The sequence below is a fragment of the Ruminiclostridium sufflavum DSM 19573 genome (assembly GCF_003208175.1).
GTDB classification, from domain to species: Bacteria; Bacillota; Clostridia; order Acetivibrionales; family DSM-1351; genus Ruminiclostridium; species Ruminiclostridium sufflavum.
The window spans coordinates 168502-191636 of the sequence record NZ_QKMR01000005.1 but is presented as its reverse complement, the minus strand read 5'-3'; the positions used below and the strand labels follow the sequence as shown (position 1 = coordinate 191636).

The window sequence follows — 23135 nt, the reverse complement described above, 5'->3', positions numbered from 1 at the left end:
TGATGTGCATGGCTTTTATTTAACCGCTATTCTATATAGGAATCAGCATCCTTATCCGCTGCTTTTGTATGAGAGGATTTTCTTTTCCGTAACGCTTCACTCAGTATATACTCAATCTGGCCATTTACCGAACGGAATTCGTCATCAGCCCACTTGGATATTTCTTCCCACATCCTTGGACTCAACCTTAGCAAAATAGACTTTTTTTCTGACATAATTTCAACACCTTTGCATTAATTGTGTAAAGTTCCGGCATTAATTACAGGTTGAGTGCTTCTTTCCCCACATAAGACAACAAGTAAATTGCTAACCATAGCAGCTTTTCTTTCTTCATCCAAATCAACAATCCCATCAACACTCAGCTTATTCAATGCCATCTGAACCATGCCTACCGCGCCTTCAACAATCTTCTGCCTTGCTGCTATTATTGCCGCTGCCTGTTGTCTCTGAAGCATAGCAGCCGCAATTTCAGGAGCATATGCAAGATGTGAAATTCTTGCCTCCTCAACAATAACGCCCGCCTTACCCAATCTCTGCTGCAGTTCATTCTTGAGAGCCTCCGAAACCTCATCCGAGCTGCCTCTCAATGACAAAGTATCTGTATTCTCCTCATCCACATCATAAGGGTACATACCTGCCAAATGCCTGAGAGCTGATTCACTCTGTACATTTACATAGTCGATATAATTATCAACATCAAAACAGGCCTCCGCAGTATTCTCAACTCTCCAGACAATTACCGCCGCGATCTCTATCGGATTACCCATTTCATCATTAACCTTTATTTTTTCGCCGTTTACATTTCTGGATCTGAGGGATATTTTCTTTTTTGTATAAAAAGGATTGGACCAATGCCAGCCTGCTTCCTTTACGGTTCCTGCATATTTACCGAACAGTATCAGCACCATTGCCTCATTGGGCTGAATTGTAAAAAAACCTGGCAATATAAAAATATATACAACAAACAATACGCAGCCGATTACTGATAATAATATACCCTCATTTAATAAACCCAGTACAAATATGCCTACACTCGCAATAAGCACAATAAATGATACAAGCAGTAACAAGCCTCCTGATTTTGTTTTGCCTATAATCTCCTTCATATTTACCTCCTACGCCCATCAGGGCACAAATTTTAATCAACTTATATTTTTATGATATATATATGATATCATTTTAATATTATTCCGTCAATATTTTCTTAATTATTAGCACAAACTGTTTTGTACCATATTAATTTTATACCGGCTTAAATTTGTATCTACAGCTACATAATATTATACCTGTATGTATTATAATCAAAGCAGATGAGATAGCACAAGGTTTAAACCCTTTACAGATATCAGAACCGCCATATACAATTTATTTGAGCTCAAGGCTCACAAAGGAGGACACAATGAAAAGAAAAATAATAAGTATTAATGAAGAAAGATGCAATGGCTGCGGCCTATGTGTAAATGCCTGTCATGAAGGCGCGCTCATACTTGAGAACGGAAAAGCAAAACTGATTTCTGACAGCTATTGTGACGGATTAGGCGACTGCCTTCCCGAATGTCCCGCAGATGCTATTACTATCATAGAACGTGAGGCAGCTGCATATGATGAGGAGCTTGTTATGGAAAATATAAAAAAGAAATCTGATTTGCATGCTTTGTCAGGCTCTCCTGTACACACCGGCTGCCCCGGCTCAAGAGCCATGTCAATCAAAAAGAGCCTAAGCCAGACTGCACCGGCTAAAGCCGATACCGAACCACTCACCTCGGAGCTGATGCAATGGCCCTGCCAAATTAAGCTTGTACCTGTTAACGCCCCTTATTTTGAAAATTGTGATTTATTAATAGCGGCAGATTGTACGGCATACGCATACGCAAATATCCATAAGGAATTCATGAAAAACAGGATAACTTTAATTGGTTGTCCGAAGCTTGACGATGGTGATTATTCCGAAAAGCTGGCAGCAATTTTGGAAAACAACAATATCAACAGTGTTAAAATACTAAGAATGGAAGTTCCCTGCTGCGGCGGTATTGTAAACGCCGTAAAAGCCGCACTGATAAAGTCGGGAAAAATGATTCCCTGGAGTATAGCTGTCATAGGAACAAGCGGAGAAGTTCTATCGGTATAAAACAGCCGCACAATTTTTATTACCACATAGTGCCATCTAGTGTTATAATGTCTATAAAGAGCTTCTTTATAGACTCTTTTATTTATATGCTGCAATCATGCGTATAGGTACGCACCAGTGCTTAAATAAATCCATATTCTTAATTCGGCAGGGAGGTTTATCATGACAATAGGTATTATTGGTGCAATGCAGGAAGAAATCAAGCTTTTATCGGAAAGCATGACTATTAAGGAATCAAAAAATATAGGAATGCGTAATTTTTATGTCGGAGATTTGTTCGGCAAAGATGTAGTGCTAGTTTTTTCGAGATGCGGAAAGGTTGCCGCAGCATCAACTGTAACTACTCTTATAGAAACCTTCGGAGTTAATCTGGTCATTTTTACCGGAGTTGCCGGTGGAGCAGATAAGTCTCTCAATATAGGAGATATCGTTATTGCTGACAAGCTTGTGCAGCATGACATGGACGCAAGTGCCCTGCCTCCTTTCAGAAAATTTGAGATACCCTTGCTGGGTGTTGATACCTTTGAGGCATCCCCAAAAATGACAGCTCTCGCAAAGCTGTCTGCTCATCATTACATATCTGAAAGTATGAAAGCTGATGTAGCTGAATGCTACTTAAAAGAGTTTGAAATAACAACTCCTAACATCACCGTAGGTACAGTTGCAAGCGGTGACCTGTTCGTGGCAGATATACAGAAGGTACAAAGCCTGAGCAGGGAAATACGGAATCTTAAATGTATTGAAATGGAAGGTGCGGCAGTGGCGCAAGTATGTTATGAGCACAATACAGACTTCGTTGTATTCCGTGTTATATCAGACAAGGCTGATAAGGAGGCAGGCATAAACTTTCCTAAATTTATTGAAAAAACAGCCAGTCATTTTACTTGCGGCATTATAAAACAATTTATTAATGAGGCCGGATAAAGAGCTATTATTATCGGCAGGTAGGTTTTGTTCGAGGCTAATCTTCACAATAATAAAATAATTTTATCATTGTGAAGGTAAGCTTCTTTTTTCCCTGCTGTCTCTTGATTTTTTAGGCTTTAACCATAACTGACCTTAGTCCCCTCAGGCACAAAACTAATACAAGTATTCATTAACATAATTTTTTAATTATGTAACATAAGCAATTTAAAACCAATATACTGATATTATGAATAAAAGCTTTCCTTTTTAAGTTTCAACATTAAAGGTGATTGAAAATGGCATATACTGATAGAGAACTGTTTGCAAGACTGTTGCAATGCGAAGCAGGCGGAGAAGGCGATGACGGTTTGAGAGGAGTTGCATCTGTTGTTATGAACAGAACTACCGTTCCGTACGGTGAATTTTTCAGACTTGTTAATGGCGATATAAGAAGCGCAATTATGCAAATCAATCAATTCACCTGCTGCAAGGAAGTAGTTGCAGATCAATATAATCCGCAGAATATATATAATATGAATCCTCAGCAAATCCATTATGACATAGCCGATTGGGCTTTAGGAGGAAATACATTGGGTGCAGTTGCTAACTCCCTTTGGTATTACAACCCTTTTAGCCCGACATGCGCATCCTTTTTCCCGCCCAACGGCACAGGAATTATTTTAACCAGAATTAATAAGCATTGTTTCTATATACCCACACAAAAATATGCAGAAACTTGATACGTTTCCAGCTATTTTTAAAAAAACAATTAGAGCCGGCAAATTATTATAATCTGATTGCAGAAAGGAAGTTCGTAATTATGAAAAATTTTTTCGTTCCATATTACAATACGGATGACTGCTATCCTCATGAACGTATTGACCCCAATCGAGCCATACCCGAGGTATTATACCAAAATGGCACAGCAAGGCCATTAGAAGCGCCTATAACGCCTACTACTCAGCCTCAGGCAGTAACACTTGAAAGTACAGAATATCTGAACGGATATTTACGTACAAAAATAGGTGAAAAGGTCAGAGTAGAATTTTTAATAGGAACCGGTACATTAGTAGATAAGTTTGGTGAACTGCTGAGCGTTGGTGCAAACTATATAACTATTAGGCAGGCTGAAACAGGTAACGTTGTAGCATGTGACTTCTTTACCATTAAGTTTATTTCATTTTACTATTAAGTTTCTTCACTAAAAAGTCAAGTACTATCGGCTAGAAACCGATTTCATATGCTGATAGTTTTGGTTTGAGGCTGAAGCCTCATTAGAAAGCATACTAATACAAAAAAATCATTAGATAGGCAAAATATAGGTATTTGCTTTCTAATGATTTTTTAAATTGGCGTGCCAATGGGGATTCGAACCCAAGACCTACGCCTTAGAAGGGCGTTGCTCTATCCAGCTGAGCTATTGGCACATATGGAGCGGGTAGAGGGAATCGAACCCTCGCAATCAGCTTGGAAGGCTGATGTTCTACCATTGAACTACACCCGCACATATTACTCAGCGCCAGCGTTTATAGCGTTTCTTCAGCTGACTTTTAATATTATAAGGTACCCCGTATACTTTGTCAACAACTTTTTAAAATTTTTATTTTTTAAGCCCCCCAAACAGACGAAAAAATTCAAGGCACAATAAAAGCCGCTTCTAAACATAGAATATATCCGCTTTTATTTTTCCCTCTGAAATATCCAAAACAGCATATGACTCAGGCTTACTGCCGCGGGATTGTGAAATACTTCCGGGATTTATCAGAAGAATATTGTCTTCCTTGTCAATGCCGGCTATATGGGTATGTCCGAATAAAACAAGCCTTGCATTTTCTTCCTCAGCTCTTTTCAGTATAGGCCTTAAATTCAGCTTAACCGAATAATTATGCCCGTGTGTCATAAAAATTCTGCAATTTTCTATTTCAATGGTTTTTTCAGTACAAACAGCATTACTTCTGTTATCACAGTTCCCCGAAACAAATTCAAATATAATACCGGGATATAATTTGCTTAACTGAACTGCATCCTTGCAGTAATCACCAAGATGTATCACCATTTCTGCCTCGGGATTTTTATCTATTGCATATCTGGCATTAGAAATATATCCATGAGTATCACTTATTACAAGTACCTTCATTGTGCTTCCCCCAAAACAACCTATGCAGCAGAGCTCCAAGATTCACAGGCCGGCTAAAGCCAGTCTCTGAATCTCAGATTCAAGCCTTTTTACAGATATTCCTCAATTTTCTCTGCCATCTTGTTTAATGCCTTTGCACGATGGCTGATTTTATTCTTTATGTCAATGTCCAATTCGGCTATGGTTTTATTATATTCAGGCATATAAAAAAGAGGGTCATACCCAAATCCGTTATTTCCTTTGCACTCAAAATCCACAAAGCCTTCACAGGTATCACGTACAACGAAGGCTCTCCCGTCAGGAAATGCAACTGCAATTGCACAGACAAATCTTGCCGTCCTTTTTTCAAACGGCACCTCTCTAAGCATAGCCAAAAGCTTTGCATTTCTATCCCTGTCGGTAGCTCCTAGTCCTCCAAACCTTGCTGAATATATACCCGGGGCTCCCTCCAGAAAATCAACCTCAATCCCCGAATCGTCAGCAATAACAATTTCATTTGATATTCTGCATATTTCCTGTGCCTTTTTCATTGAATTTTCCTCAAAGGTCTTGCCATCTTCCTCTACATCAATATCTACCCCGATATCTCCCATCGACAGCACATCAAAAGGCATACCTGACAAAACCCTTTTGATTTCGGAAATTTTGCCTTTATTTTTTGTAGCAACAATTAATACCTTCATTCGTTTTCTCCCTAAAAAGCAAATTAATTATTCAAAGCTTCCTTCTGAACCCTTATCAGCTCTTCTATCCCTGATTGCGCCAGACTCAGCAAGGAGTCCAGCTGCTTTCTGCCAAAGCAGGTTTTTTCTCCTGTTGCCTGAATTTCTATAAACTCACCATTGTCAGACATAACAACATTCATATCAACACCGGCATTGCTGTCCTCAGCATAACATAAATCCAGCATTTCTTCACCCTTTACTATTCCAACACTTGTAGCTGCTACAAAACCGATTACAGGCATCCGGGAAATCAAGCCGTCATCTTTCAGCTTCCGGCATGCATCCAGCAAAGCCACATAGCTGCCCGTTATTGAAGCAGTTCTTGTGCCTCCGTCCGCCTGAATAACATCGCAATCAACAGTAATTGTTCTCTCACCCAAAAGCTTTAAATCAATTACAGTCCGGAGTGATCTTCCTATCAAACGCTGGATTTCCTGACTTCTGCCATTTAGCCTGAGCTTTGATATATCTCTTGAATTTCTTACACCTGTTGCCCTAGGCAGCATAGAATACTCGGCTGTAACCCATCCCTCACCGGAATCCTTCTTGAACGGGGGAACTCTTTCTTCCACAGAGGCAGTACAAATAACCTTCGTATCTCCAACCTCAATTAGAACAGAGCCCTCAGCATGCTTTATGTAATTTCTTGTAATTTTAACAGCTCTTAACTGTGAGTTGCTTCTTCCGTCTTGTCTCAAAATATTCCCTCCAATTTAAATTATAAATTATAGCCACGCCTAATTTTTCATCGAATCATTATTTAATTTGTTTTTGGCTTCAGCCGAAATACGGCTCTTTTATAATACCTCAAAAGCTTATAAAAATCACCTGTTTTTAAACAAACCCAATTATACAAAGCTAATAATCCCGTATAAATTATATCAGAACAAAATTGTCAATATCAAACAGCTGCCGCCGTATATTTCACGGCGGCAGCTGTTTTTTTATCCTATATTCATAAATAGCATTACAGAAAATTTTATTTATCAATTATTTTATTCCATGTATCCGGAAGAGCTTTTGCCGATGCTACCTCTGACCCCTCCGGCAATGCGGCCTCTTTTCCGTCTATCAATATTTTTACTTTTTTAATATTTTTCAGCTGGCTTATTGTATAATATATCTGATTCAACAGGCTGTTTTCTTTCTCAGACCCTCCGTAATTACTGATCTGAGATGAAAAATTCAAGGTTGCCAAATTACTGCTTTCATCAAAAGAAAGCAATTTAGTTCCTTCAGGAAATGACGTAAAATATTCCGCAGCACTTGGTTTCTTGCTCAGCTCTGAAAACATTGCAGCCAATAATTGGCTGTCCTCTGAATTTTCTATCTGAGTGGATACCGGCATCATATAATTGATATCCTTGGTTCCGTATGCCATATAATATAAGTCACACTTTATGAAGCCTTCCTTAAGCTCCGTTTCCTCTGAATTTATAAAAGTATTCTGCCTGTTTCTGGATTTTGACAAATCTGTCCCGTTAACAAGCCTGTCCAAGGTTTTACCGTCAACTCTAATCTCAACATTTGAAATTGTTTTAAATCCAGTTAAAGTGTAAACAACAGATGAAACCATCATTTGTTCATTCTGCTTGTTTTCAGCATTCAAAAATTCTTTTGAGAAATCTATGGCAGCGTTTCCGTTCTTAATGCTTATACCCTTTATCTTTGTCCCCTGCGGCAAAACAGGATACAATCCGTAATATGCCAGCTGCTCTCTGGTCACCGCCTGATCCACAAGACCGTTTATTGCAGCCTTAGCCACACCTTCCTGTTTTGATACCTTTCTCGTAACCGGAACAAGCAAGCCTTCCTTATTCCTGTAATACAGTGTTATCAGTATGCTGTCCTTATCCTTCGGGTCATTGACAACTCCTTTTCCGGCACCATTGTCAATCAGCATTCCAATAGCCTCGGGGCCTCCGCTCACACCACTGCTATCCGTTAATAATTTGTCACTCCCTGTGCTTGAAGCAGTCGCAGCTGCCGAAGCACCGCTCGAACCGCTCTGAGCCGTATTATTGATATTAAAAGCACTTTCCGCTGAATTTCCCGCATTATCGGTTTGCACGGAATCGGGAATAATTTTATCCGAATCACTTTGTTTTTTGCCAATAAATGAACACCCTGAAATCAAAATCATAACTGCCAGTAAAATACTAACAAACCTTTTCATATATAGTCCTCCTTATTTCTTGAAAAAATTACCATATGATAATTATAGACTATATATCTGTTTTTTATTATTTCCCAAAACTTTAGTCTGAATTGACCTTGCCGTTTTTTTAATTCTTACTATTCTATAAATGTGCTTCCTTCACTTTCAGGCTCTGCAAAAGCACTTTTCTTTTCCGCCTGCAGCTGTCCCAATCCTTTGACTATAGCATCGCGAAGAGCTTCCGCAGTTTTTTGCTGAAAAGCTTCGCTTTTTAAGTTTTTCAAATCGGAAGCACTTGTCAAAAATCCTATTTCAGACAGGGCCGCAGGCATTTTAGTATACCTCAGCACCACAAGCAGCGGCCTTTCAACAGTTTTTCTGTTAACCGTTTTGAGCTTATTTATTAAGGAATCCTGAATTATTTTCGCAAACTTCTCTCCGGTAAAGGAAGTATCTCCGTCCTTTTCTGGATAGTACAAAGTTTCTGTACCGCTGACCTTGCCGTTATCTATTGAATTGTTATGAATACTTATAAACAGCGATGCATTTAATGCATTTGCAATATACGGCCTGTCGTACAAGGCAACAAAGGTGTCATCCTGCCTGAGCATAAAGGTTTTTATATTCTTTTCCTTGAGAAGCTTTTCAAGCTTTAATGCAATTGCCAGATTCAAATCCTTTTCATATGTATTACTATAACAAGCGCCCGGGTCTATACCTCCATGTCCGGCATCAATAACCACCAGCAGTTCTCCGTCCTTTGCCGGTGTCAATAAATTTATTTCAGACTGATTCAGCTTTTCATTATATGATATAAAAAATTTGAATTGTTTTTTTGCGCTAATAACTATTTGAGTATCATATGTTTTAAAATTCCTGCGGATTTCAACAGTACTTACCCTTGAATCATTAATGTTAAATACCTCCTCGGCAAGGCATACAGGGAAGCTTGCAGGCAAGGTTATTGTATATTTGTTGTTTTTCGTATCATATGACTCAGTAAAGTAATTTGTCACTGTAGAGCCGACATTGGCCAGCTTTATGCCCTTCAGTGCGAAATAAACCCTGTCATATTTATTATAATAAGTCATTGAAGCTTTTACAGTCTTTAAAGTGACCGCCGGAGTTCCCGAAGCTGTACCGTTATTCTCTCCCTCGGGTTCCTGGGCTGTATCCTCTGTATTATTTGCATCTGTCGCATCGGCAGGATTATCGGTACCAGTGCTGTCATTATCCTTTGCTGTATTATCATTATTGTCACCTTTGTCCATATTGACATACACTGTTTTAGATGATGACTCCCAGCGCACTTCAGCTCCGAAAGCTTCTGCCACATATTTTGCAGGTACATAGGTTCTGTCGTCCTTTAAAAGTGCAGAAGTATCCATTTGCCTGACTTGTCCGTTTATTGTATAATTTATGTCTCCTATGTACAGCACCAGGGTTATATCTCCCATAACAAAGGTTGCCTTTTTTTCTTCTCCGTTCCACGATACATCAGCACCTAATTCTTCCGCAATAAATTTTACAGGTGTCTGAGTTCTGTTATTTGAATCAATAAACGGCTGCGCATCCGGAAAGTTTATTTTTTTTTCGTTAACTATCACATTTATAGGCTGCTGCGCAAAGGCTGCTGCCGAAAAGGCTGTTATAAAGCTAAAAATCATTCCAAATAGTATAAGCAATTTTTTCATCTTTTGTTTTATCCTCCTGAAGCATAAGTATTATCCCGGTATTCTGTCGTTTTGAAGGCTTGAACCGTAATTGACTTTAGTCCGTTACAGGAAGCATTTCAATACTTGTCCTTTTATATTGTTTGGTATCAATCTACATAAATTGTCAACCATTATATGTATATAAGTTAGTATACTATTATTAAGAAAAATAGAAAATACATATCTGAGTTTTAAAAAAAATGTAACACTTTTGTAAACAACAGCTTCTAAAGTCAATTACGTTTCAAGCCTGTTTTTATTTGTTGTTTAATGACAGAATGCAGCCGCAGTACTTCTGGCGATAAAGTCCCATATCCTTCGCCATCTGCTGCCCCTGCCTGAAGCCCGGCCTGAAATCCCTGTATACAAATTCCACACCGTACTTTTCCGCATAAAACATCCCAAGCTCTTTTATCAAAGCATGCTTTTGATACGGACTTACCAAAAGTGTTGTGGTAAAAGCTCCATAACCATTTTCTGCGGCATAACCTGCGGTTTTTTCCAGCCGTAAGCTGTAGCACCTGTGACATCTGGCTTCTCCTGTATCCTTCATGGCTTCCCATTCATCCTGTCTGAAATCATCATCATATACTACAGGAATATCTGTTAAGCAGCTGAGCTTTTCAACATTTTCTTTTCTTCTGGTATGCTCCTCAATGGGATGAATATTGGGATTGTAATAATAGCCCTCTATTGCAAACTTCTCCTTTAAAAGCTCCTGTACAGGATATGTGGAGCATGGGCCGCAGCACATGTGTAATAACAGCTTCATTATTTTATTCTCCTTTTCCACAAGTCTTAATTAAAATTATTCTGACACCCTTGAGGAGAAATCCTTTTATTCATCACCAAAGGGCAGTCCGAAATGCTCATATGCATGTTTTGTAGCCATTCTTCCTCTCGGTGTCTTGTTAATATACCCAAGCTGGATAAGAAACGGCTCATATACATCCTCTATTGTTCCGGAATCCTCTCCTATAGATGCTGCAAGAGTATCAAGTCCGACAGGCCCGCCGCTGAATTTGGTGATTATACTCAGCAGCATGTTTCTGTCCACACCGTCCAGACCGATTTCATCCACCTCAAGGGCATCAAGAGCATGCCTTGCAACCTTTAAATCTATTTTACCGCCGCCTATTACCTGTGCAAAATCACGTACTCTTTTTAAAAGCCTGTTTGCAATTCTGGGTGTCCCTCTTGACCTTCTCGCAATCTCATAAGCACCTTTATCATCAAGCTCTATATTAAGTATTCCTGCCGAACGCTTTACAATATGCTTAAGCTCGTCAGCAGTATACATCTCCAGCTTATTTATGACACCAAACCTGTCTCTCAGAGGAGCAGTAAGGAGCCCCGCCCTTGTAGTGGCGCCTATCAAGGTAAACTTGGGCAGGTCAATTCTTATGGAACGCGCACTTGGCCCCTTTCCTATAATTATATCCAAGGCATAGTCCTCCATTGCCGGATACAATATTTCCTCCACACTCCTGTTGAGCCGGTGAATTTCATCAATAAAAAGCACATCATGAGTGCTCAGATTTGTAAGTATCGCAGCCAAGTCACCTGCCTTCTCAATAGCCGGTCCGGACGTTATCCTGAGATTTACGCCCATTTCAGATGAAATTATGCTTGCAAGCGTGGTCTTTCCCAAACCCGGAGGTCCGTAGAGCAATACATGATCCAGCGCCTCCTTTCTTTTTTTTGCTGCCTCGATAAATATATTAAGGTTATTTTTAACCTTTGACTGTCCTACATATTCTTCAAGCTTTTTTGGTCTCAAGCTCAGCTCATCAATATCCTCCGAATGAGTCTCGCGATTCACCAGTCTCTCCTCTTCCATCTTAACCTCCACGCCCGGCTCTGGCACAAAAATTTGGCAAAGCTTGAACCGTAATTACCTTTAGTTAAGCCCGCCATGACGTCTATGACAGCAGCCCTTATTTTGACAAGGCTTTAAGCGCCTTCATTATAGTCTCTTCTACACTCATTCCGTCTGCATACACCCTATTGACCGAGCTTGAAGCTTCAAAGGAGCCGTATCCCAGTACCATCAGAGCGCTTACCGCCTCAGACATGGCACAGTCACTTACTCCCTGCAGGTCTGAATTCGTGCACCCAAAAGTATTATCTGTAAGCTGTTCCTTTGATATCTTGTCCTTTAGCTCCAGAATAATCCTTTGAGCCACTTTGGCACCCACACCCTGAGCTTTTGTCAATGATTTGATATCCTGTGAAACCACTGCCAGTGCAAATTTCGACGGTGACAACGTTGATGCAAGTGAAACAGCAGCTTTAGGCCCCACTCCCGATACAGAAATAAGCATTTCAAACATACCAAGCTCTTCAGGTGTATGGAAGCCGTATAAAGCAACCAGATCTTCTCTGACATAATAATGTGTGAATATTTTTACCTTTGTTCCTATTTGACCCACACTGTTTATTGTTGATACTGAGGTAAAAATCCTGTATCCTATTCCTCCTGCTTCTACAACTATACTGCTGCTTTCCTTGTACTCCAAGGTTCCCTTTACATATGCAAACATTTTTCACTCTCCGCTGATTTATGTACTTTTTTATTTTATGGAAACATTTACTGTTCAAGACCTTTGTGCCATATTTGCAAAGCTTAATTAAAATGTGCACAATATCTAAAAGTTATTATTACCCAAAATAGCTCCCATCCTGTAAGAATTCCCATGACAAATGGCAATTGCCAAGGCATCTGCAACATCGTCCGGCTTGGGTATTGCGCTTAAATTCAAAATAGCCTTAACCATCTGCTGTATCTGGGTCTTCTCGGCTCTGCCGTATCCCACCACCGACTGCTTCACCTGCAGCGGGGTATATTCATATATTTCAACACCTGCCTTCGCGGCGGCAAGCACTGATACACCTCTGCCATGTCCGACATTAAGGGCGGTTTTTATATTTTTATTAAAAAACAATTCTTCTATTGCTATTGCATCCGGCTTAAATTTATCTATTAAAATCTCCAGTTCATTATACAGTACCAAAAGTCTTTGTGAAAGCTTCATTGATGCCTCTGTTGTAACCGCACCGTATTCCAGAACCGAAAATCTGTTCCCCTCATATTTTACAACACCATAGCCTGTAATTGCAAATCCGGGGTCAATTCCCATTATTATCATTAGTAACCTCCATATTTTAAAATATACCAAGCCTTTAAAAGACCAACTCAATTTTAAACAGGAAAAGTTGAGTTATCAGCCTTCATTAAAATAATAAATTGCATTGGTTCGTCAGACGTTTTATTACTGCATTTACAAATATTTTTGTATAAATATAAAATCATGTTGAATATTTATACAAAACATTGTATAATCATTATTGTAAATTTATTATTAATACAAGCTTAATTCTTCCGGAAGTAAAACTTCCCGCAAATTAGGAATTCGTTTATAATATATTTTAGCATAAATTTATAGTATTGTTTTTTTTATTTATAATAATTGATTGCCGTCGGGATTTCCCGGCTGAAAGGATGGTAAATATGAGCAAAGAAAAGGTTTTATTAGCTTATTCAGGTGGTCTTGATACCTCAATAATTATTCCGTGGCTGAAGGAAAACTATGATTACGAAGTAATCGCAATGGCCGGTGATGTCGGACAGGGAGATGAACTGGAGCCATTGCACGAAAAAGCAATTAAAACAGGCGCTTCAAAACTTTATATAGAGGATTTGAGGGAAGAATTTATAACTGACTTTATTTATCCTACATTGAAGGCCGGCGCTGTATATGAGGGAAAGTATCTTTTGGGTACCTCCTTTGCAAGGCCTATAATAGCCAAAAGAATGGTTGAAATAGCATTGAAAGAAGGCTGTACTGCTATTTGTCACGGCTGCACCGGAAAAGGAAACGATCAGGTAAGATTTGAGCTGACAGTTAAAGCTCTGGCTCCGCAGCTTAAAATAATAGCTCCATGGAGAATATGGGATATTAAGTCAAGAGAAGAAGAAATAGATTATGCAATTGCAAGAAATATTCCTGTCCCTGTTACAAAGAAAGACAACTACAGTATGGACAAAAATCTTTGGCATCTCAGTCATGAAGGCATGGATCTGGAAGACCCCTGGAACGAACCCCAGTACGATAAAATTTTAAAGCTGATGGTTTCACCGGAAAAAGCTCCGGACGCGCCGACATATGTTGAGATTTATTTTGAAAAGGGTATCCCTAAAAAAGTTAATGGTATTGAGTACAGTCCGATTGAATTAATGGATGTATTGAACAAGGCTGCCGGCGAAAACGGTGTGGGTATCGCCGATATGGTTGAAAACAGGCTTGTGGGCATGAAGTCAAGAGGAGTATACGAAACTCCGGGCGGAACTGTGCTTTATGCCGCTCACAGAGAATTAGAGCTGCTTTGTCTGGACAGAGACACAATTCACTACAAGGATCTTGTCGCTCAGAGATTTTCTGAATTAGTATATTTTGGACAATGGTTCACTCCTCTTCGTGAAGCCTTATCGGCATTTGTCGATAAAACTCAGGAGACAGTTACCGGTACAGTACGAATGAAGCTGTATAAAGGCAACTGCATGCCGGCGGGTGCCAAATCAGAATATTCATTATACAGTGAAGAAATTGCAACCTTTGACAAGGATGAGGTATATAACCAGAAGGATTCAGAAGGCTTTATCAACCTGTTTGGTCTTCCTATAAAGGTCAGGGCTCAGCTGCTCAAGGGCAAGGATATTAAATAATCGGAACAGCCACCGCAGATAGTAATTGACTAAAGTCAAGCTATTGATCAGCTTTTTGTGGGACAATCCTAGACGGGTTGTCCCTTTATTGAAATTTTAATAACGGAGGTAACTATGAAACTTTGGGGCGGTAGATTTGAAAAAGGCACCGATAAGCTGGTGGATGATTTTAACTCCTCTATCAGCTTTGACTGTAGAATGTACAAGCATGATATACTGGGAAGCATTGCTCATGCAAATATGCTGGGCAAGTGCGGGATAATTTCCGATGAGGAAAGCTCCCTGATTCAGAGCACCCTTAAAAATATTCTAAATGACATTGAAGCAGGAAAAGTTGAATTTGAAATTGATGCTGAGGATATTCACATGAATGTCGAAAAAATTCTTATCTCAAGGATCGGAGATACAGGGAAAAAGCTTCATACCGGAAGAAGCCGCAACGATCAGGTTGCACTTGACATAAGAATGTATCTGAAAGATGAAATAAATGTAATAAATGACATGCTTATTAATATTGAAAATACCATAATCAAAATTTCAGAGGATAATCTGGACACCATTCTGCCCGGTTACACACATTTGCAAAGAGCTCAGCCTATAACCTTCGCTCATCACATGATGGCTTACTTTGAGATGTTCAAGCGTGATATCGGACGTTTGAGTGATTGCCGGTCAAGGATGAATATTCTTCCCCTTGGCTCGGGAGCATTAGCCGGAACTACCTATCCTCTTGACAGATATATGGTTGCAAATGAGCTCGGCTTCAACGATGTAACTCAGAACAGCCTTGACGGCGTAAGCGACAGGGATTTTACAATTGAGCTTCTTTCCTGTCTTTCAATTCTGATGATGCATATTAGCAGACTAAGCGAAGAGATAATTCTCTGGTCATCCCATGAATTTGGATTTATTGAGCTGGATGATTCATACAGCACAGGCAGCAGCATTATGCCTCAGAAGAAAAATCCTGATGTGGCCGAGCTTGCCCGCGGAAAGACAGGCCGTGTTTACGGAAGCCTTATGACAATGCTTACAGTTATGAAGTCCCTGCCCTTGGCATATAACAAGGATATGCAGGAAGACAAGGAGGCTGTATTTGATGCTGTTGATACCGTAAAAATGTGTCTGCCGGTATTTTCAAACATGCTTGCAACTATGAAGCTTCGCAAAGCAAATATGTACAAGGCGGCACAGGGCGGCTTTACAAATGCCACGGATATTGCCGATTACCTTGTTAAAAAAGGCATTCCATTCAGGAGCGCTCACGAAATCATAGGGAAAATGGTTCTGTATTGCATTGAAAACAACAAGGCCATTGATGACATGAGCATGGAAGAATTCAAAAGCTTTTCCGGCAAAATTGAGAAGGATGTTTATTCGGAAATCAGCCTTGAAAAATGCGTTTCTGGCAGAAGGCTTCCCGGTGGGCCTGCACGTGAAACTGAGCAAAAAGCTATTGGTAATGCAAAAGCGTACATCAGCGCTTTACTCTAAAACCGGACTCTGTTTATTTAGCCTTTTAATTGTGAGAGGCAGGATTAAAATAAAAAGCCTCTCACAGTTTTTTACAATCCTTGCAGGTAATTTTTTTAATTTGCATTGAACTGAAGCTGCCTCAGTCTGCGTGAAAGACAGCGTATTCCTATATTAAGCGATATATTTTTTGAGTTCATTTCAACGTTAATTCCCGATGTAGTAACTCCCAGTTCCTTAAGCTGGAGCTGTATATCACTTTTTATGCTTTCCAGCAATATTTTATTATTAACCTCTGCTGTCCCTTGTCTCAAAAGCATTACATACCTCCAATTGATATATTTTAAATCAATTACTGCCGGCTGAGGTCCCAATGGTATCGGCTGATACAAATATCCTCTCCATAGTCAGTTAACCTTAGCCTTTTTTTCCAAGGCCTTACCCAAGCTGAACCATGAATCCCGAAGCTTGAACCTCATTTCTTCGTCAAGAGTTCTTTCAATAATATCGTTCAGACTCTTGCGAGCCTCAATATAATCCCTTATCAGAAAGTCTTCCTTCCCCAGTATCTCCTCTATCAGATTAATCCACTCCTTCAGATTTTCGCTGCCTACATATTCCGAAGCTGCTTTCTTCTTGATGTGAAATACGACCTGCCGTATAGCCTTTCTCTTTACATCAGTATCCGTTTGAATTCTTTTGCTTTTTTGACTCATAATCAAATCTCTCCCTTTTAATTATCATACAAATAAACATTATATACGAATACCAATAACATTATTTACATTAATTATAAATTATTACCAATAATTTATCAATTACATATTCATAAAAAATATTATTGCAAACAAAAAGAAACAGATAAATATAATAGCTGTCTCTTTTTTATAAAAAGCATTTTTTGATAGCTTCACCGCTTTTTGCACAAGGCACTCAGCATGAAGGGTCAGTATTCTATCAGCTGTTTTCCATTCAGCTTTGCCATGTCAACATTCTCTTTTTTTGACTTAGGTACAGCAACAGTATCAGCATTACCGTCGCTCACATACTGTGAGCTTCCCTTGCTCACTGCATCAAGCCACCATGCCAGATCGCACTCAACCTTTGTAATGCCTGTAGCTCTTACCCTGGGAACAGCCAAGGGGTCAAACTTCACGGAAACAGGCGACGGTGCCGGATTTGCACCAACCAGCATGACAGCAGAATGCCTGTACTCTGTTCCTTCATAATTTCCATGTATGACATATTCCTTTAGATTCTTTGATGCACTGCCAAAAGGAAGTGAAAAAGAATTAAATACATATCCCGGAACATATTCGTTCATCAGCTTTTGGTTGCCCCCAACCTCTTCAAGCATCTTTTGAGAGGTTTTAACCTCCGGCAAGGATACATGCGTCTTTGTATGATTTCCAATTTCAAAGCCCTTATCAATCAGATATTTAAGTCTCTCAGACATGGTTCCGTCACCCTTGAAGGTAGTCTTGACACCTAAATTCACATAGAAAGTACCGCTCAGACCAAAATCAGGATGAGTCTTATTAAATTCCTCCATTATCCCTACCGCGGATCTGGGATTTACAACAAGCTTTCCTGCTTTTTCAGTTAAACTGAATTGACCTGCTGTGCCGTCATCAAATGTAAATACCATAGGTATGCAGCCGGCCGGTATATCAATATTATTGTTCAGCATATCTGTAAGACTTATCAGTCTATATTTTCTGTCATATAAATCCTGAAGCAGCTTTTGAAATTCTGAAAAAGTGGTTGTGTATGCTTTATCTCCCTTGCCTTGGTATTCCTCTATAAAGTTATGAAACATAACAACCATAATTTGCCCGCATTCATTCGGCTTAACAGTATTATAATCAATAGCATTTACCTTTTGAGAGCTCGCTGAGGCTTCAGCCTTGCCGCCCTTACTGCTGCTGCCTGATGTTAAAGCTCCGGTTGAGGCCTGCCCTTGAGTTTCATTCGAAACTTCATCTATAGCAGAATTTTTACTTTGGTTTACTTCTTTGCTTGAATATAAATTATTAGTACATCCCGATGACAAAATCATAATAAAAACCATCAGCAAAGTTAAATTTTTTCTCATTTTAAGTCTCCAGCAATATTTTTATTTGTATTCATATTTCAGCTTTTGCATTTAAAACAGCTTAAAGTATTTATGACCTAACTAAAATCAATTGCGTTTCAAGCCTTCGCACGATATTATATCGTTTATTCAGGCGGATATCACCTAATCTTATATTACTGCCTTTTTATTTATTCAGAATTTATTCTGTCCTTGATACATGAAATCTAAGCTGTTAATTTTTTATAAATTTTTCAGCTTTCACTTTCATAATCAATAGCCACTGAAGATTCCTTCGCAGCCTTTATATATTCAAGAACCTTAAGATGTGCCGGATGCACCTGATATTCCTCCATATCCTCCAGTGAATCAAACTTTGTATAAAGTCCGACATCAAAAGACCTTTCAGAATGTACCACATCTGTTCCCGCTTCTATAAATCTCAGGCAAGGAATCTGGCCCTTAAGGCTCAGCAAAACCTCTTTCATTTTCTGCATACTTTCCTCACTTTTATCTTTTAAGCTTATTAATACAATATGTGTCAGCATTGGCTTTCCCTCCGTATTTGATAATTTATATCATTATTTAATTTTATCTTTGTTACGGTTTATAGTCAAATATAATATAAAATAAAATCATTACAACTTTCACAGGTTATTAATCTATTCTTACACAATGAATAATTATACAGTAATATACTTATCCATTTACACTCAAAATATTTCAAAAGTCAGTCAGTATCGTCTTAAAGCCGATACTGACTGACCTTTATTGCTTTTCCCTATTATTTAAGGGGACTGACGTTTTGCCAGCCCCCCTATTCATAGCTTCAATTTGCAAATTTATAATAAAATTGCCGCAATATTATTTGTTACTGAGATAGCTGTAAATACTCAATAAACCTTCAAGCCTTGTCATATTACTCTTTGGATTGAATAATCCGTTGCTGCCGTTCATTGCCTTCATACCGGAAGCTATGCATACATATCCTAGCAAATCAGAATCAATTTTACCTGCATCCTTAAAGCTTGATTTGTATATGCCCTTTATTTCCGCAACATCTTTATATCCCAGGAATCTGACAAAATATTTTGCTGCCTGTTCTCTGGTTATGGCTGACATCGGTGCTTTCTCCTCCTTTGTAATTATTCCGGAGAATATCAATGATTTGTACATTTCATCAATGGTTTTATCGTCCATAGCTGCGCCAAAATAATATCTGCCGTTTAATTTGCTTAACAAAACAAAGTAGTCTTTTTGAAGAAGATTCTCATTGGGCTTTAATTGGTCCTCGTTGTATCTGATAGACATTTCAGTGAGTATCCTGATTTGATTTTCAGCCTTCAAGCCGCTAATATCAGTATAATCTACCACTGTATTTTCTTTGTATACCTCTCCCGAATCATCAAGGATATCACCTGTTGCCGCACTTATTACAGCAGGCTTGCCAGTATTAATAAAATATCCTAAAACAGCGTTGAATTTATCAGTATCCTCTCTCCATATTTTATCGTTGCTATTATCGGTATCTTCTTTAATATATTTGGGCTCATATCCTATTTTATCAAAAAGAATATCATAAGCCTTATCTGCGGAAATTATATCCTCAGGAGCTTCAAAGCTTACGTTTCTGACCCAATTGCTGCTTGCCGAGGTAACCTTGCCTGATTTGTTGTCATAAGTAATAGATACATAATTATTTGAACATTCTATTCCGTTTTCAATTCTGTTAAATCTGAATACAAAGTAATCTGGTTCTTTCTCCGAAACAGCTTCTGTATAGCTTTCATCGTATTTTAATTTATCATACTTGCTCGCCATAAGCTCCTTAAGTACCTTCATGCTGGCAGCCTTTGCCTCTTCTTTGGTCTTGCCGGCCTTTGCACCCTCTTCAGGGTCATTTATGTCAAATCCAAGAATTTCGCCGCTTTTCGCATCAATTTGTACTTCTCTGTATTGAACTTTATCTTTGCTTAGCTCTTTTGTATAGCTGAGATACCAGATGAAAGTCTCGTTATCTCTCCAGTCCTTGTTGAGATATGAGGTTGAAAGCTTAAAGCTGTCATCAATACCGAGCAGGCTTATTCCTCTTGCCTTTTTATCGACAGATTCTTTAGACATTACATCTGACATCCCCTTAACAGCATCAAGCTCCTCAGGAGTCAGAACAATATTTGCCCCGCTGTCCATTGCCGCTTTTCCCATTGCCATCTCGGAAGTACTCTGATCATATGAATAATACTCCGATACCTTTTCTACCTCACCTGTTAATGCATCTATATATTTATTTGTATATTTAGGGATATACGTCAAATACGAAACAGGCTTATTATCTTCTGTCTTAATCTTATACACCAGCTTGAGCCCAAGCTTGTCAATAAACGCTTTTTCAGCCTGCTCCTTGCTTATTAGCTTAGATGCATCCTCAAATGTTACATTATGAGCATATGAGCATGAATAATTACTCACAGCGCCGGTGTACTTATTTACACTTACACTTATATTGTTAAAATAACCTGCTATACCGTTCGCCACTCTTACATAATTAAAGCTGTAATCGCTGTCGTCACTGTAGGTGCCTTCCTTGTCGATAAGCTCAAATTGCTTTATAAGCTTTTCGTCCAGTACGTTAATAAACTTTTCTGCAATTTCCCTGCCTTGCTCTTTTGAATACTTTGGAATTTTTTTATCATATGATGAAGAGCGGTCATAAGAATAGTAACGCTTGATAAGATTATTTTCATCAATTGTCACATTAATTGCTTTGCCCTCCGAATCACTGCTCCATTCCAAGTTCCATGAGGTTACGTCACCGTAGCTGTTGATATCATAATTGAACTTATTGCATTCTTTCGGTATTTCTATCTTTTCCTTCACAACCTTAATTGCATTTGCCAATGCATTGTCTGCCGAAATTTGTTCGCTTGCCATAACAGGCACCATAAACGTAACCGTCATAACAACTGCAAGCAGCATTGAAATAATTTTTTTCACACTGATTCCTCCTCGGTTTTAATTTTTTAACTCAGCCTTTTCGGAAGGATTTACCGTCTCAACAAAGATAAGCCAGGCATAAAATACATGCCGCAGTATCATTGCCAGCCTCAAAGCCTACGCTGAAGGGTTAAAGTTTTTAGCTAAATTTTGCTAATTTATATCGTCACAATTATAGACGTTGATATTATTTATAAGTTCCATATTTTTTAATTTTTTTATTAATCTTTCCCAATTGAAAATTACAGGTGTAAAACTTATCAATTTAAAACCGGATAGAAATAACCGCACTATTAAAAAAGCACCTCCAATGTTATACAAAATAAATCTAACATTGGAGGTGCATCTCAATTTTCTAAAAAGCTGCTTCTTTTACATATAAGTATGTCTCCCTTTGTCTGGAGATAGTAATGTCTTTTATTTGCCTGCCTTTGGTATTTTCAGTTCTTGCCCTACATATAAATTGTTCTCGTCTTTTAAATTATTAAACTTTATAATTACATCATACTTGTTTGGATTATAATAGTATTTGTTGCTTATGGAGCTTAATGTTTCTCCGGCCTGAACTATATGTACGTCATATTCCGTATCTGCATTTTTATTATTGTCAGCTTCCGTTATTTGTCCGGCAGATTCCTTTACATCATTTTTGCCGCCCTTAGTTTCATCAGCGCTGCTGTCCTCCCCAGTATCCTTATCCTTATCCTTATCAGTCTGCTTGTCCTCATTGCTCTGTATGCCTGAATCAGTTTCACTGCTTTGCTTTGAGGTATCGTCTTTCCCCTGATTGGTTATACCGGCAGTAGAATTATCAGCCTCCTCATCTGCTGTAAATTCATCTGTGGACCGGCCGGCACTTTCATCTGATAAACCGGCGGTAGAATCGGCTTGGGAGGTGTCTGCGGATTGTTTTTCAGATGCCAGTATATTACTGTTCTGGATAATCAGATATCCCATAAAAAGAACACCGGATATAACAATAACACAGACAAATGCAAGTATGTAATTCACAATATTTTTTTCCTTATTTGGGTGCAGCTCCTCCGTTTCATTGTCGTAATCAATCTGACTTGGCCTTCTGTAGCTGCTTGGTGAATATTCAATATTTTTTATTTCCTCTACTTTAATAACCATAACTGTTACGCTGTCTTCTACACCATTCTTCAAGGCCTCCTGAAATAAAATGCTTGCTATTTTTGAAGAGTCAAGCCCCGAATTGATAACTGACTCTATTCTTCCTTTGCTGATGGAATTCATTAAGCCATCACTGCAAATAAGAAAAATATCACCTTCTATAAGCTCAATGCAAGGTGAAATTTTAATTTTTGTTTTTGACTCTTCTTCCGCAAGCTTCAGAATTTTTTCTGTATCATTATAGATATCAGCCGTATTGGGTGATATCCCCAGCATTTTAAGCTTTTGATTTTTTCTGCTGTCATTTTTAGCAAATATCTCTTTTTGAACACCCTGATTATAAAGAAACGCCCCATTATTGCCTAAATTCATTATTGTAACTCTGTTATTATCAATAATTACTGATGAAAATCCGGTAAGTACTGCTGCCTCCTGCTTTGCTATTGCCGATTTGCTGTATATAAGATTGCTTGTTAACTGAATTGATTCATATATTTTTTCTGAAATATTTTCTAATGAAAACTGCTGCTTTTTAATATTCTCATGATATTTTTTTATTTCTCTTATAGCAGAAATACCGGCTGTCTCCTCATTATCTGTCCCCATTGAGTCTGTAACAGAGAAAATAAAATTGTCGCAAGCTTTTTCGAAAGAGCATTGAATACTCTTTGTACTGTGACAATTAGAAAGACTGCCATTGAAGTAAAAGTCATCCTTATCGGTGCCATTTCCCATACAGCTTATTACTGTAGCACTAAGCCTTATATTTCCATCCACAGCATTCACCCCATATCGTATTTTAAAGTTCCTTTGTATCTTTAGTAGAATATAATCCTTTAACAGTCAATTACTCTCATATTGCTGAAAGGCTTGACCAAATATTAGTTAAAACGCTATACAAAGCTAGTATAACATACCAAATAAAAAAACGAAAGAATTAAATCCTTTCGTTTTTACTATTATTT

General features: G+C 38.5%; 23 protein-coding genes and 2 tRNA genes. 6 read left to right on the top strand and 19 right to left on the bottom strand.

The genetic code is table 11. The features are described from left to right. Positions 1–26 precede the first annotated feature (26 nt). Together LY28_RS06020 and LY28_RS06015 are read right to left on the bottom strand one after the other, a co-directional pair. Positions 27–215, bottom strand: coding sequence for a type II toxin-antitoxin system antitoxin (locus LY28_RS06020; RefSeq protein ID WP_110461277.1), 189 nt, complete (start codon positions 213–215; stop codon positions 27–29). An 18-nt stretch (positions 216–233) separates the two neighbouring features. Next, complete coding sequence (locus LY28_RS06015; protein ID WP_110461276.1) at positions 234–1106, bottom strand: SPFH domain-containing protein; 873 nt, start codon at positions 1104–1106, stop codon at positions 234–236. Positions 1107–1399: 293 nt separating this feature from the next. Between LY28_RS06015 and LY28_RS06010 the strand changes: the two genes are divergently transcribed. The 4 genes from LY28_RS06010 to LY28_RS05995 all read left to right on the top strand — a co-directional run bounded on the left by LY28_RS06010 (position 1400) and on the right by LY28_RS05995 (position 4226). After that, positions 1400–2128 (top strand): ATP-binding protein, encoded by a 729-nt coding sequence (locus LY28_RS06010; RefSeq protein WP_110461275.1) that lies wholly within the window; start codon positions 1400–1402, stop codon positions 2126–2128. A gap of 162 nt (positions 2129–2290) precedes the next feature. Next, positions 2291–3052, top strand: coding sequence for a 5'-methylthioadenosine/adenosylhomocysteine nucleosidase (locus LY28_RS06005; RefSeq protein ID WP_110461274.1), 762 nt, complete (start codon positions 2291–2293; stop codon positions 3050–3052). 278 nt (positions 3053–3330) lie between these two features. Beyond that, positions 3331–3774 carry a cell wall hydrolase gene (locus LY28_RS06000; RefSeq protein WP_110461273.1) on the top strand — a complete coding sequence of 148 codons (444 nt, stop codon included), beginning with the start codon at positions 3331–3333 and terminating at the stop codon, positions 3772–3774. Positions 3775–3854: 80 nt separating this feature from the next. Continuing rightward, on the top strand, positions 3855–4226 hold the full coding sequence (locus LY28_RS05995; RefSeq protein WP_110461272.1) for a hypothetical protein: 372 nt from the start codon (positions 3855–3857) through the stop codon (positions 4224–4226). 158 nt (positions 4227–4384) lie between these two features. Here LY28_RS05995 and LY28_RS05990 read toward each other — a convergent pair. The 11 genes from LY28_RS05990 to ruvC all read right to left on the bottom strand — a co-directional run bounded on the left by LY28_RS05990 (position 4385) and on the right by ruvC (position 12918). Continuing rightward, positions 4385–4461, bottom strand: a tRNA-Arg gene (locus LY28_RS05990). 3 nt (positions 4462–4464) lie between these two features. Next, positions 4465–4538: transfer RNA gene (locus LY28_RS05985), tRNA-Gly, on the bottom strand. Between the two features lie 153 nt (positions 4539–4691). Beyond that, entirely contained in the window at positions 4692–5171 is a 480-nt protein-coding gene (locus LY28_RS05980) for a metallophosphoesterase (RefSeq protein ID WP_110461271.1), read from the bottom strand. Positions 5172–5260: 89 nt separating this feature from the next. Continuing rightward, entirely contained in the window at positions 5261–5854 is a 594-nt protein-coding gene (locus LY28_RS05975; protein WP_110461270.1) for an XTP/dITP diphosphatase, read from the bottom strand. Positions 5855–5877: 23 nt separating this feature from the next. Continuing rightward, a complete protein-coding gene (gene rph, locus LY28_RS05970) occupies positions 5878–6597 on the bottom strand; it encodes a ribonuclease PH (RefSeq protein ID WP_110461269.1) in 720 nt (239 codons plus the stop codon). Positions 6598–6875: 278 nt separating this feature from the next. Next, positions 6876–8072 carry a GerMN domain-containing protein gene (locus LY28_RS05965; RefSeq protein WP_110461268.1) on the bottom strand — a complete coding sequence of 399 codons (1197 nt, stop codon included), beginning with the start codon at positions 8070–8072 and terminating at the stop codon, positions 6876–6878. Positions 8073–8191: 119 nt separating this feature from the next. Further along, complete coding sequence (locus LY28_RS05960; protein WP_110461267.1) at positions 8192–9748, bottom strand: N-acetylmuramoyl-L-alanine amidase; 1557 nt, start codon at positions 9746–9748, stop codon at positions 8192–8194. Between the two features lie 277 nt (positions 9749–10025). After that, positions 10026–10541, bottom strand: a complete 516-nt coding sequence (locus tag LY28_RS05955; RefSeq protein ID WP_110461266.1) for an epoxyqueuosine reductase QueH — start codon at positions 10539–10541, stop codon at positions 10026–10028. 66 nt (positions 10542–10607) lie between these two features. After that, positions 10608–11609 (bottom strand): Holliday junction branch migration DNA helicase RuvB, encoded by a 1002-nt coding sequence (ruvB, locus tag LY28_RS05950; RefSeq protein WP_110461265.1) that lies wholly within the window; start codon positions 11607–11609, stop codon positions 10608–10610. Positions 11610–11706: 97 nt separating this feature from the next. After that, a complete protein-coding gene (gene ruvA, locus LY28_RS05945) occupies positions 11707–12312 on the bottom strand; it encodes a Holliday junction branch migration protein RuvA (RefSeq protein ID WP_110461264.1) in 606 nt (201 codons plus the stop codon). 105 nt (positions 12313–12417) lie between these two features. Further along, positions 12418–12918 carry a crossover junction endodeoxyribonuclease RuvC gene (ruvC, locus tag LY28_RS05940; protein ID WP_110461263.1) on the bottom strand — a complete coding sequence of 167 codons (501 nt, stop codon included), beginning with the start codon at positions 12916–12918 and terminating at the stop codon, positions 12418–12420. 362 nt (positions 12919–13280) lie between these two features. Here ruvC and LY28_RS05935 point away from each other — a divergent pair, with 362 nt between their 5' ends. Both LY28_RS05935 and argH read left to right on the top strand, forming a co-directional pair. Beyond that, positions 13281–14495 (top strand): argininosuccinate synthase, encoded by a 1215-nt coding sequence (locus LY28_RS05935; RefSeq protein ID WP_110461262.1) that lies wholly within the window; start codon positions 13281–13283, stop codon positions 14493–14495. Between the two features lie 114 nt (positions 14496–14609). Then, positions 14610–15989: an argininosuccinate lyase gene (gene argH, locus LY28_RS05930; protein WP_110461261.1), complete on the top strand. Its 1380-nt coding sequence runs from the start codon at positions 14610–14612 to the stop codon at positions 15987–15989. Positions 15990–16084: 95 nt separating this feature from the next. Here argH and LY28_RS05925 read toward each other — a convergent pair whose 3' ends face one another. The 6 genes from LY28_RS05925 to LY28_RS05900 all read right to left on the bottom strand — a co-directional run bounded on the left by LY28_RS05925 (position 16085) and on the right by LY28_RS05900 (position 22947). Continuing rightward, the gene (locus tag LY28_RS05925) at positions 16085–16288 is read right to left on the bottom strand and encodes a hypothetical protein (RefSeq protein ID WP_133250177.1); all 204 of its coding nucleotides are present in this window, start codon (positions 16286–16288) and stop codon (positions 16085–16087) included. A gap of 87 nt (positions 16289–16375) precedes the next feature. Next, positions 16376–16684: a hypothetical protein gene (locus tag LY28_RS05920; protein ID WP_110461259.1), complete on the bottom strand. Its 309-nt coding sequence runs from the start codon at positions 16682–16684 to the stop codon at positions 16376–16378. Positions 16685–16914: 230 nt separating this feature from the next. Continuing rightward, complete coding sequence (locus tag LY28_RS05915) at positions 16915–18063, bottom strand: polysaccharide deacetylase family protein (protein WP_110461258.1); 1149 nt, start codon at positions 18061–18063, stop codon at positions 16915–16917. Between the two features lie 233 nt (positions 18064–18296). Then, a complete protein-coding gene (locus LY28_RS05910; RefSeq protein ID WP_110461257.1) occupies positions 18297–18590 on the bottom strand; it encodes a Dabb family protein in 294 nt (97 codons plus the stop codon). A 316-nt stretch (positions 18591–18906) separates the two neighbouring features. Continuing rightward, positions 18907–21036 carry an S-layer homology domain-containing protein gene (locus tag LY28_RS05905; protein ID WP_110461256.1) on the bottom strand — a complete coding sequence of 710 codons (2130 nt, stop codon included), beginning with the start codon at positions 21034–21036 and terminating at the stop codon, positions 18907–18909. Between the two features lie 417 nt (positions 21037–21453). Next, positions 21454–22947: a LysM peptidoglycan-binding domain-containing protein gene (locus LY28_RS05900; protein ID WP_110461255.1), complete on the bottom strand. Its 1494-nt coding sequence runs from the start codon at positions 22945–22947 to the stop codon at positions 21454–21456. Between the last annotated feature and the right edge of the window lie 188 nt (positions 22948–23135).

What these genes read in the sequence shown, in the direction of transcription:
- LY28_RS05980 (WP_110461271.1), bottom strand. Translation starts at nt 5,171, where the DNA reads ATGAAGGTACTTGTAATAAGTGATACTCATGGATATATTTCTAATGCC.
- LY28_RS05960 (WP_110461267.1), bottom strand. Translation starts at nt 9,748, where the DNA reads ATGAAAAAATTGCTTATACTATTTGGAATGATTTTTAGCTTTATAACA.
- LY28_RS05975 (WP_110461270.1), bottom strand. Translation starts at nt 5,854, where the DNA reads ATGAAGGTATTAATTGTTGCTACAAAAAATAAAGGCAAAATTTCCGAA.
- ruvA (WP_110461264.1), bottom strand. Translation starts at nt 12,312, where the DNA reads ATGTTTGCATATGTAAAGGGAACCTTGGAGTACAAGGAAAGCAGCAGT.
- LY28_RS05995 (WP_110461272.1), top strand. Translation starts at nt 3,855, where the DNA reads ATGAAAAATTTTTTCGTTCCATATTACAATACGGATGACTGCTATCCT.
- LY28_RS05965 (WP_110461268.1), bottom strand. Translation starts at nt 8,072, where the DNA reads ATGAAAAGGTTTGTTAGTATTTTACTGGCAGTTATGATTTTGATTTCA.
- LY28_RS05920 (WP_110461259.1), bottom strand. Translation starts at nt 16,684, where the DNA reads ATGAGTCAAAAAAGCAAAAGAATTCAAACGGATACTGATGTAAAGAGA.
- LY28_RS05925 (WP_133250177.1), bottom strand. Translation starts at nt 16,288, where the DNA reads ATGCTTTTGAGACAAGGGACAGCAGAGGTTAATAATAAAATATTGCTG.
- LY28_RS05955 (WP_110461266.1), bottom strand. Translation starts at nt 10,541, where the DNA reads ATGAAGCTGTTATTACACATGTGCTGCGGCCCATGCTCCACATATCCT.
- LY28_RS05910 (WP_110461257.1), bottom strand. Translation starts at nt 18,590, where the DNA reads ATGCTGACACATATTGTATTAATAAGCTTAAAAGATAAAAGTGAGGAA.
- LY28_RS05935 (WP_110461262.1), top strand. Translation starts at nt 13,281, where the DNA reads ATGAGCAAAGAAAAGGTTTTATTAGCTTATTCAGGTGGTCTTGATACC.
- LY28_RS06015 (WP_110461276.1), bottom strand. Translation starts at nt 1,106, where the DNA reads ATGAAGGAGATTATAGGCAAAACAAAATCAGGAGGCTTGTTACTGCTT.
- LY28_RS06020 (WP_110461277.1), bottom strand. Translation starts at nt 215, where the DNA reads ATGTCAGAAAAAAAGTCTATTTTGCTAAGGTTGAGTCCAAGGATGTGG.
- LY28_RS05915 (WP_110461258.1), bottom strand. Translation starts at nt 18,063, where the DNA reads ATGAGAAAAAATTTAACTTTGCTGATGGTTTTTATTATGATTTTGTCA.
- LY28_RS06000 (WP_110461273.1), top strand. Translation starts at nt 3,331, where the DNA reads ATGGCATATACTGATAGAGAACTGTTTGCAAGACTGTTGCAATGCGAA.
- ruvB (WP_110461265.1), bottom strand. Translation starts at nt 11,609, where the DNA reads ATGGAAGAGGAGAGACTGGTGAATCGCGAGACTCATTCGGAGGATATT.
- ruvC (WP_110461263.1), bottom strand. Translation starts at nt 12,918, where the DNA reads ATGATAATAATGGGAATTGACCCCGGATTTGCAATTACAGGCTATGGT.
- argH (WP_110461261.1), top strand. Translation starts at nt 14,610, where the DNA reads ATGAAACTTTGGGGCGGTAGATTTGAAAAAGGCACCGATAAGCTGGTG.
- LY28_RS06010 (WP_110461275.1), top strand. Translation starts at nt 1,400, where the DNA reads ATGAAAAGAAAAATAATAAGTATTAATGAAGAAAGATGCAATGGCTGC.
- LY28_RS06005 (WP_110461274.1), top strand. Translation starts at nt 2,291, where the DNA reads ATGACAATAGGTATTATTGGTGCAATGCAGGAAGAAATCAAGCTTTTA.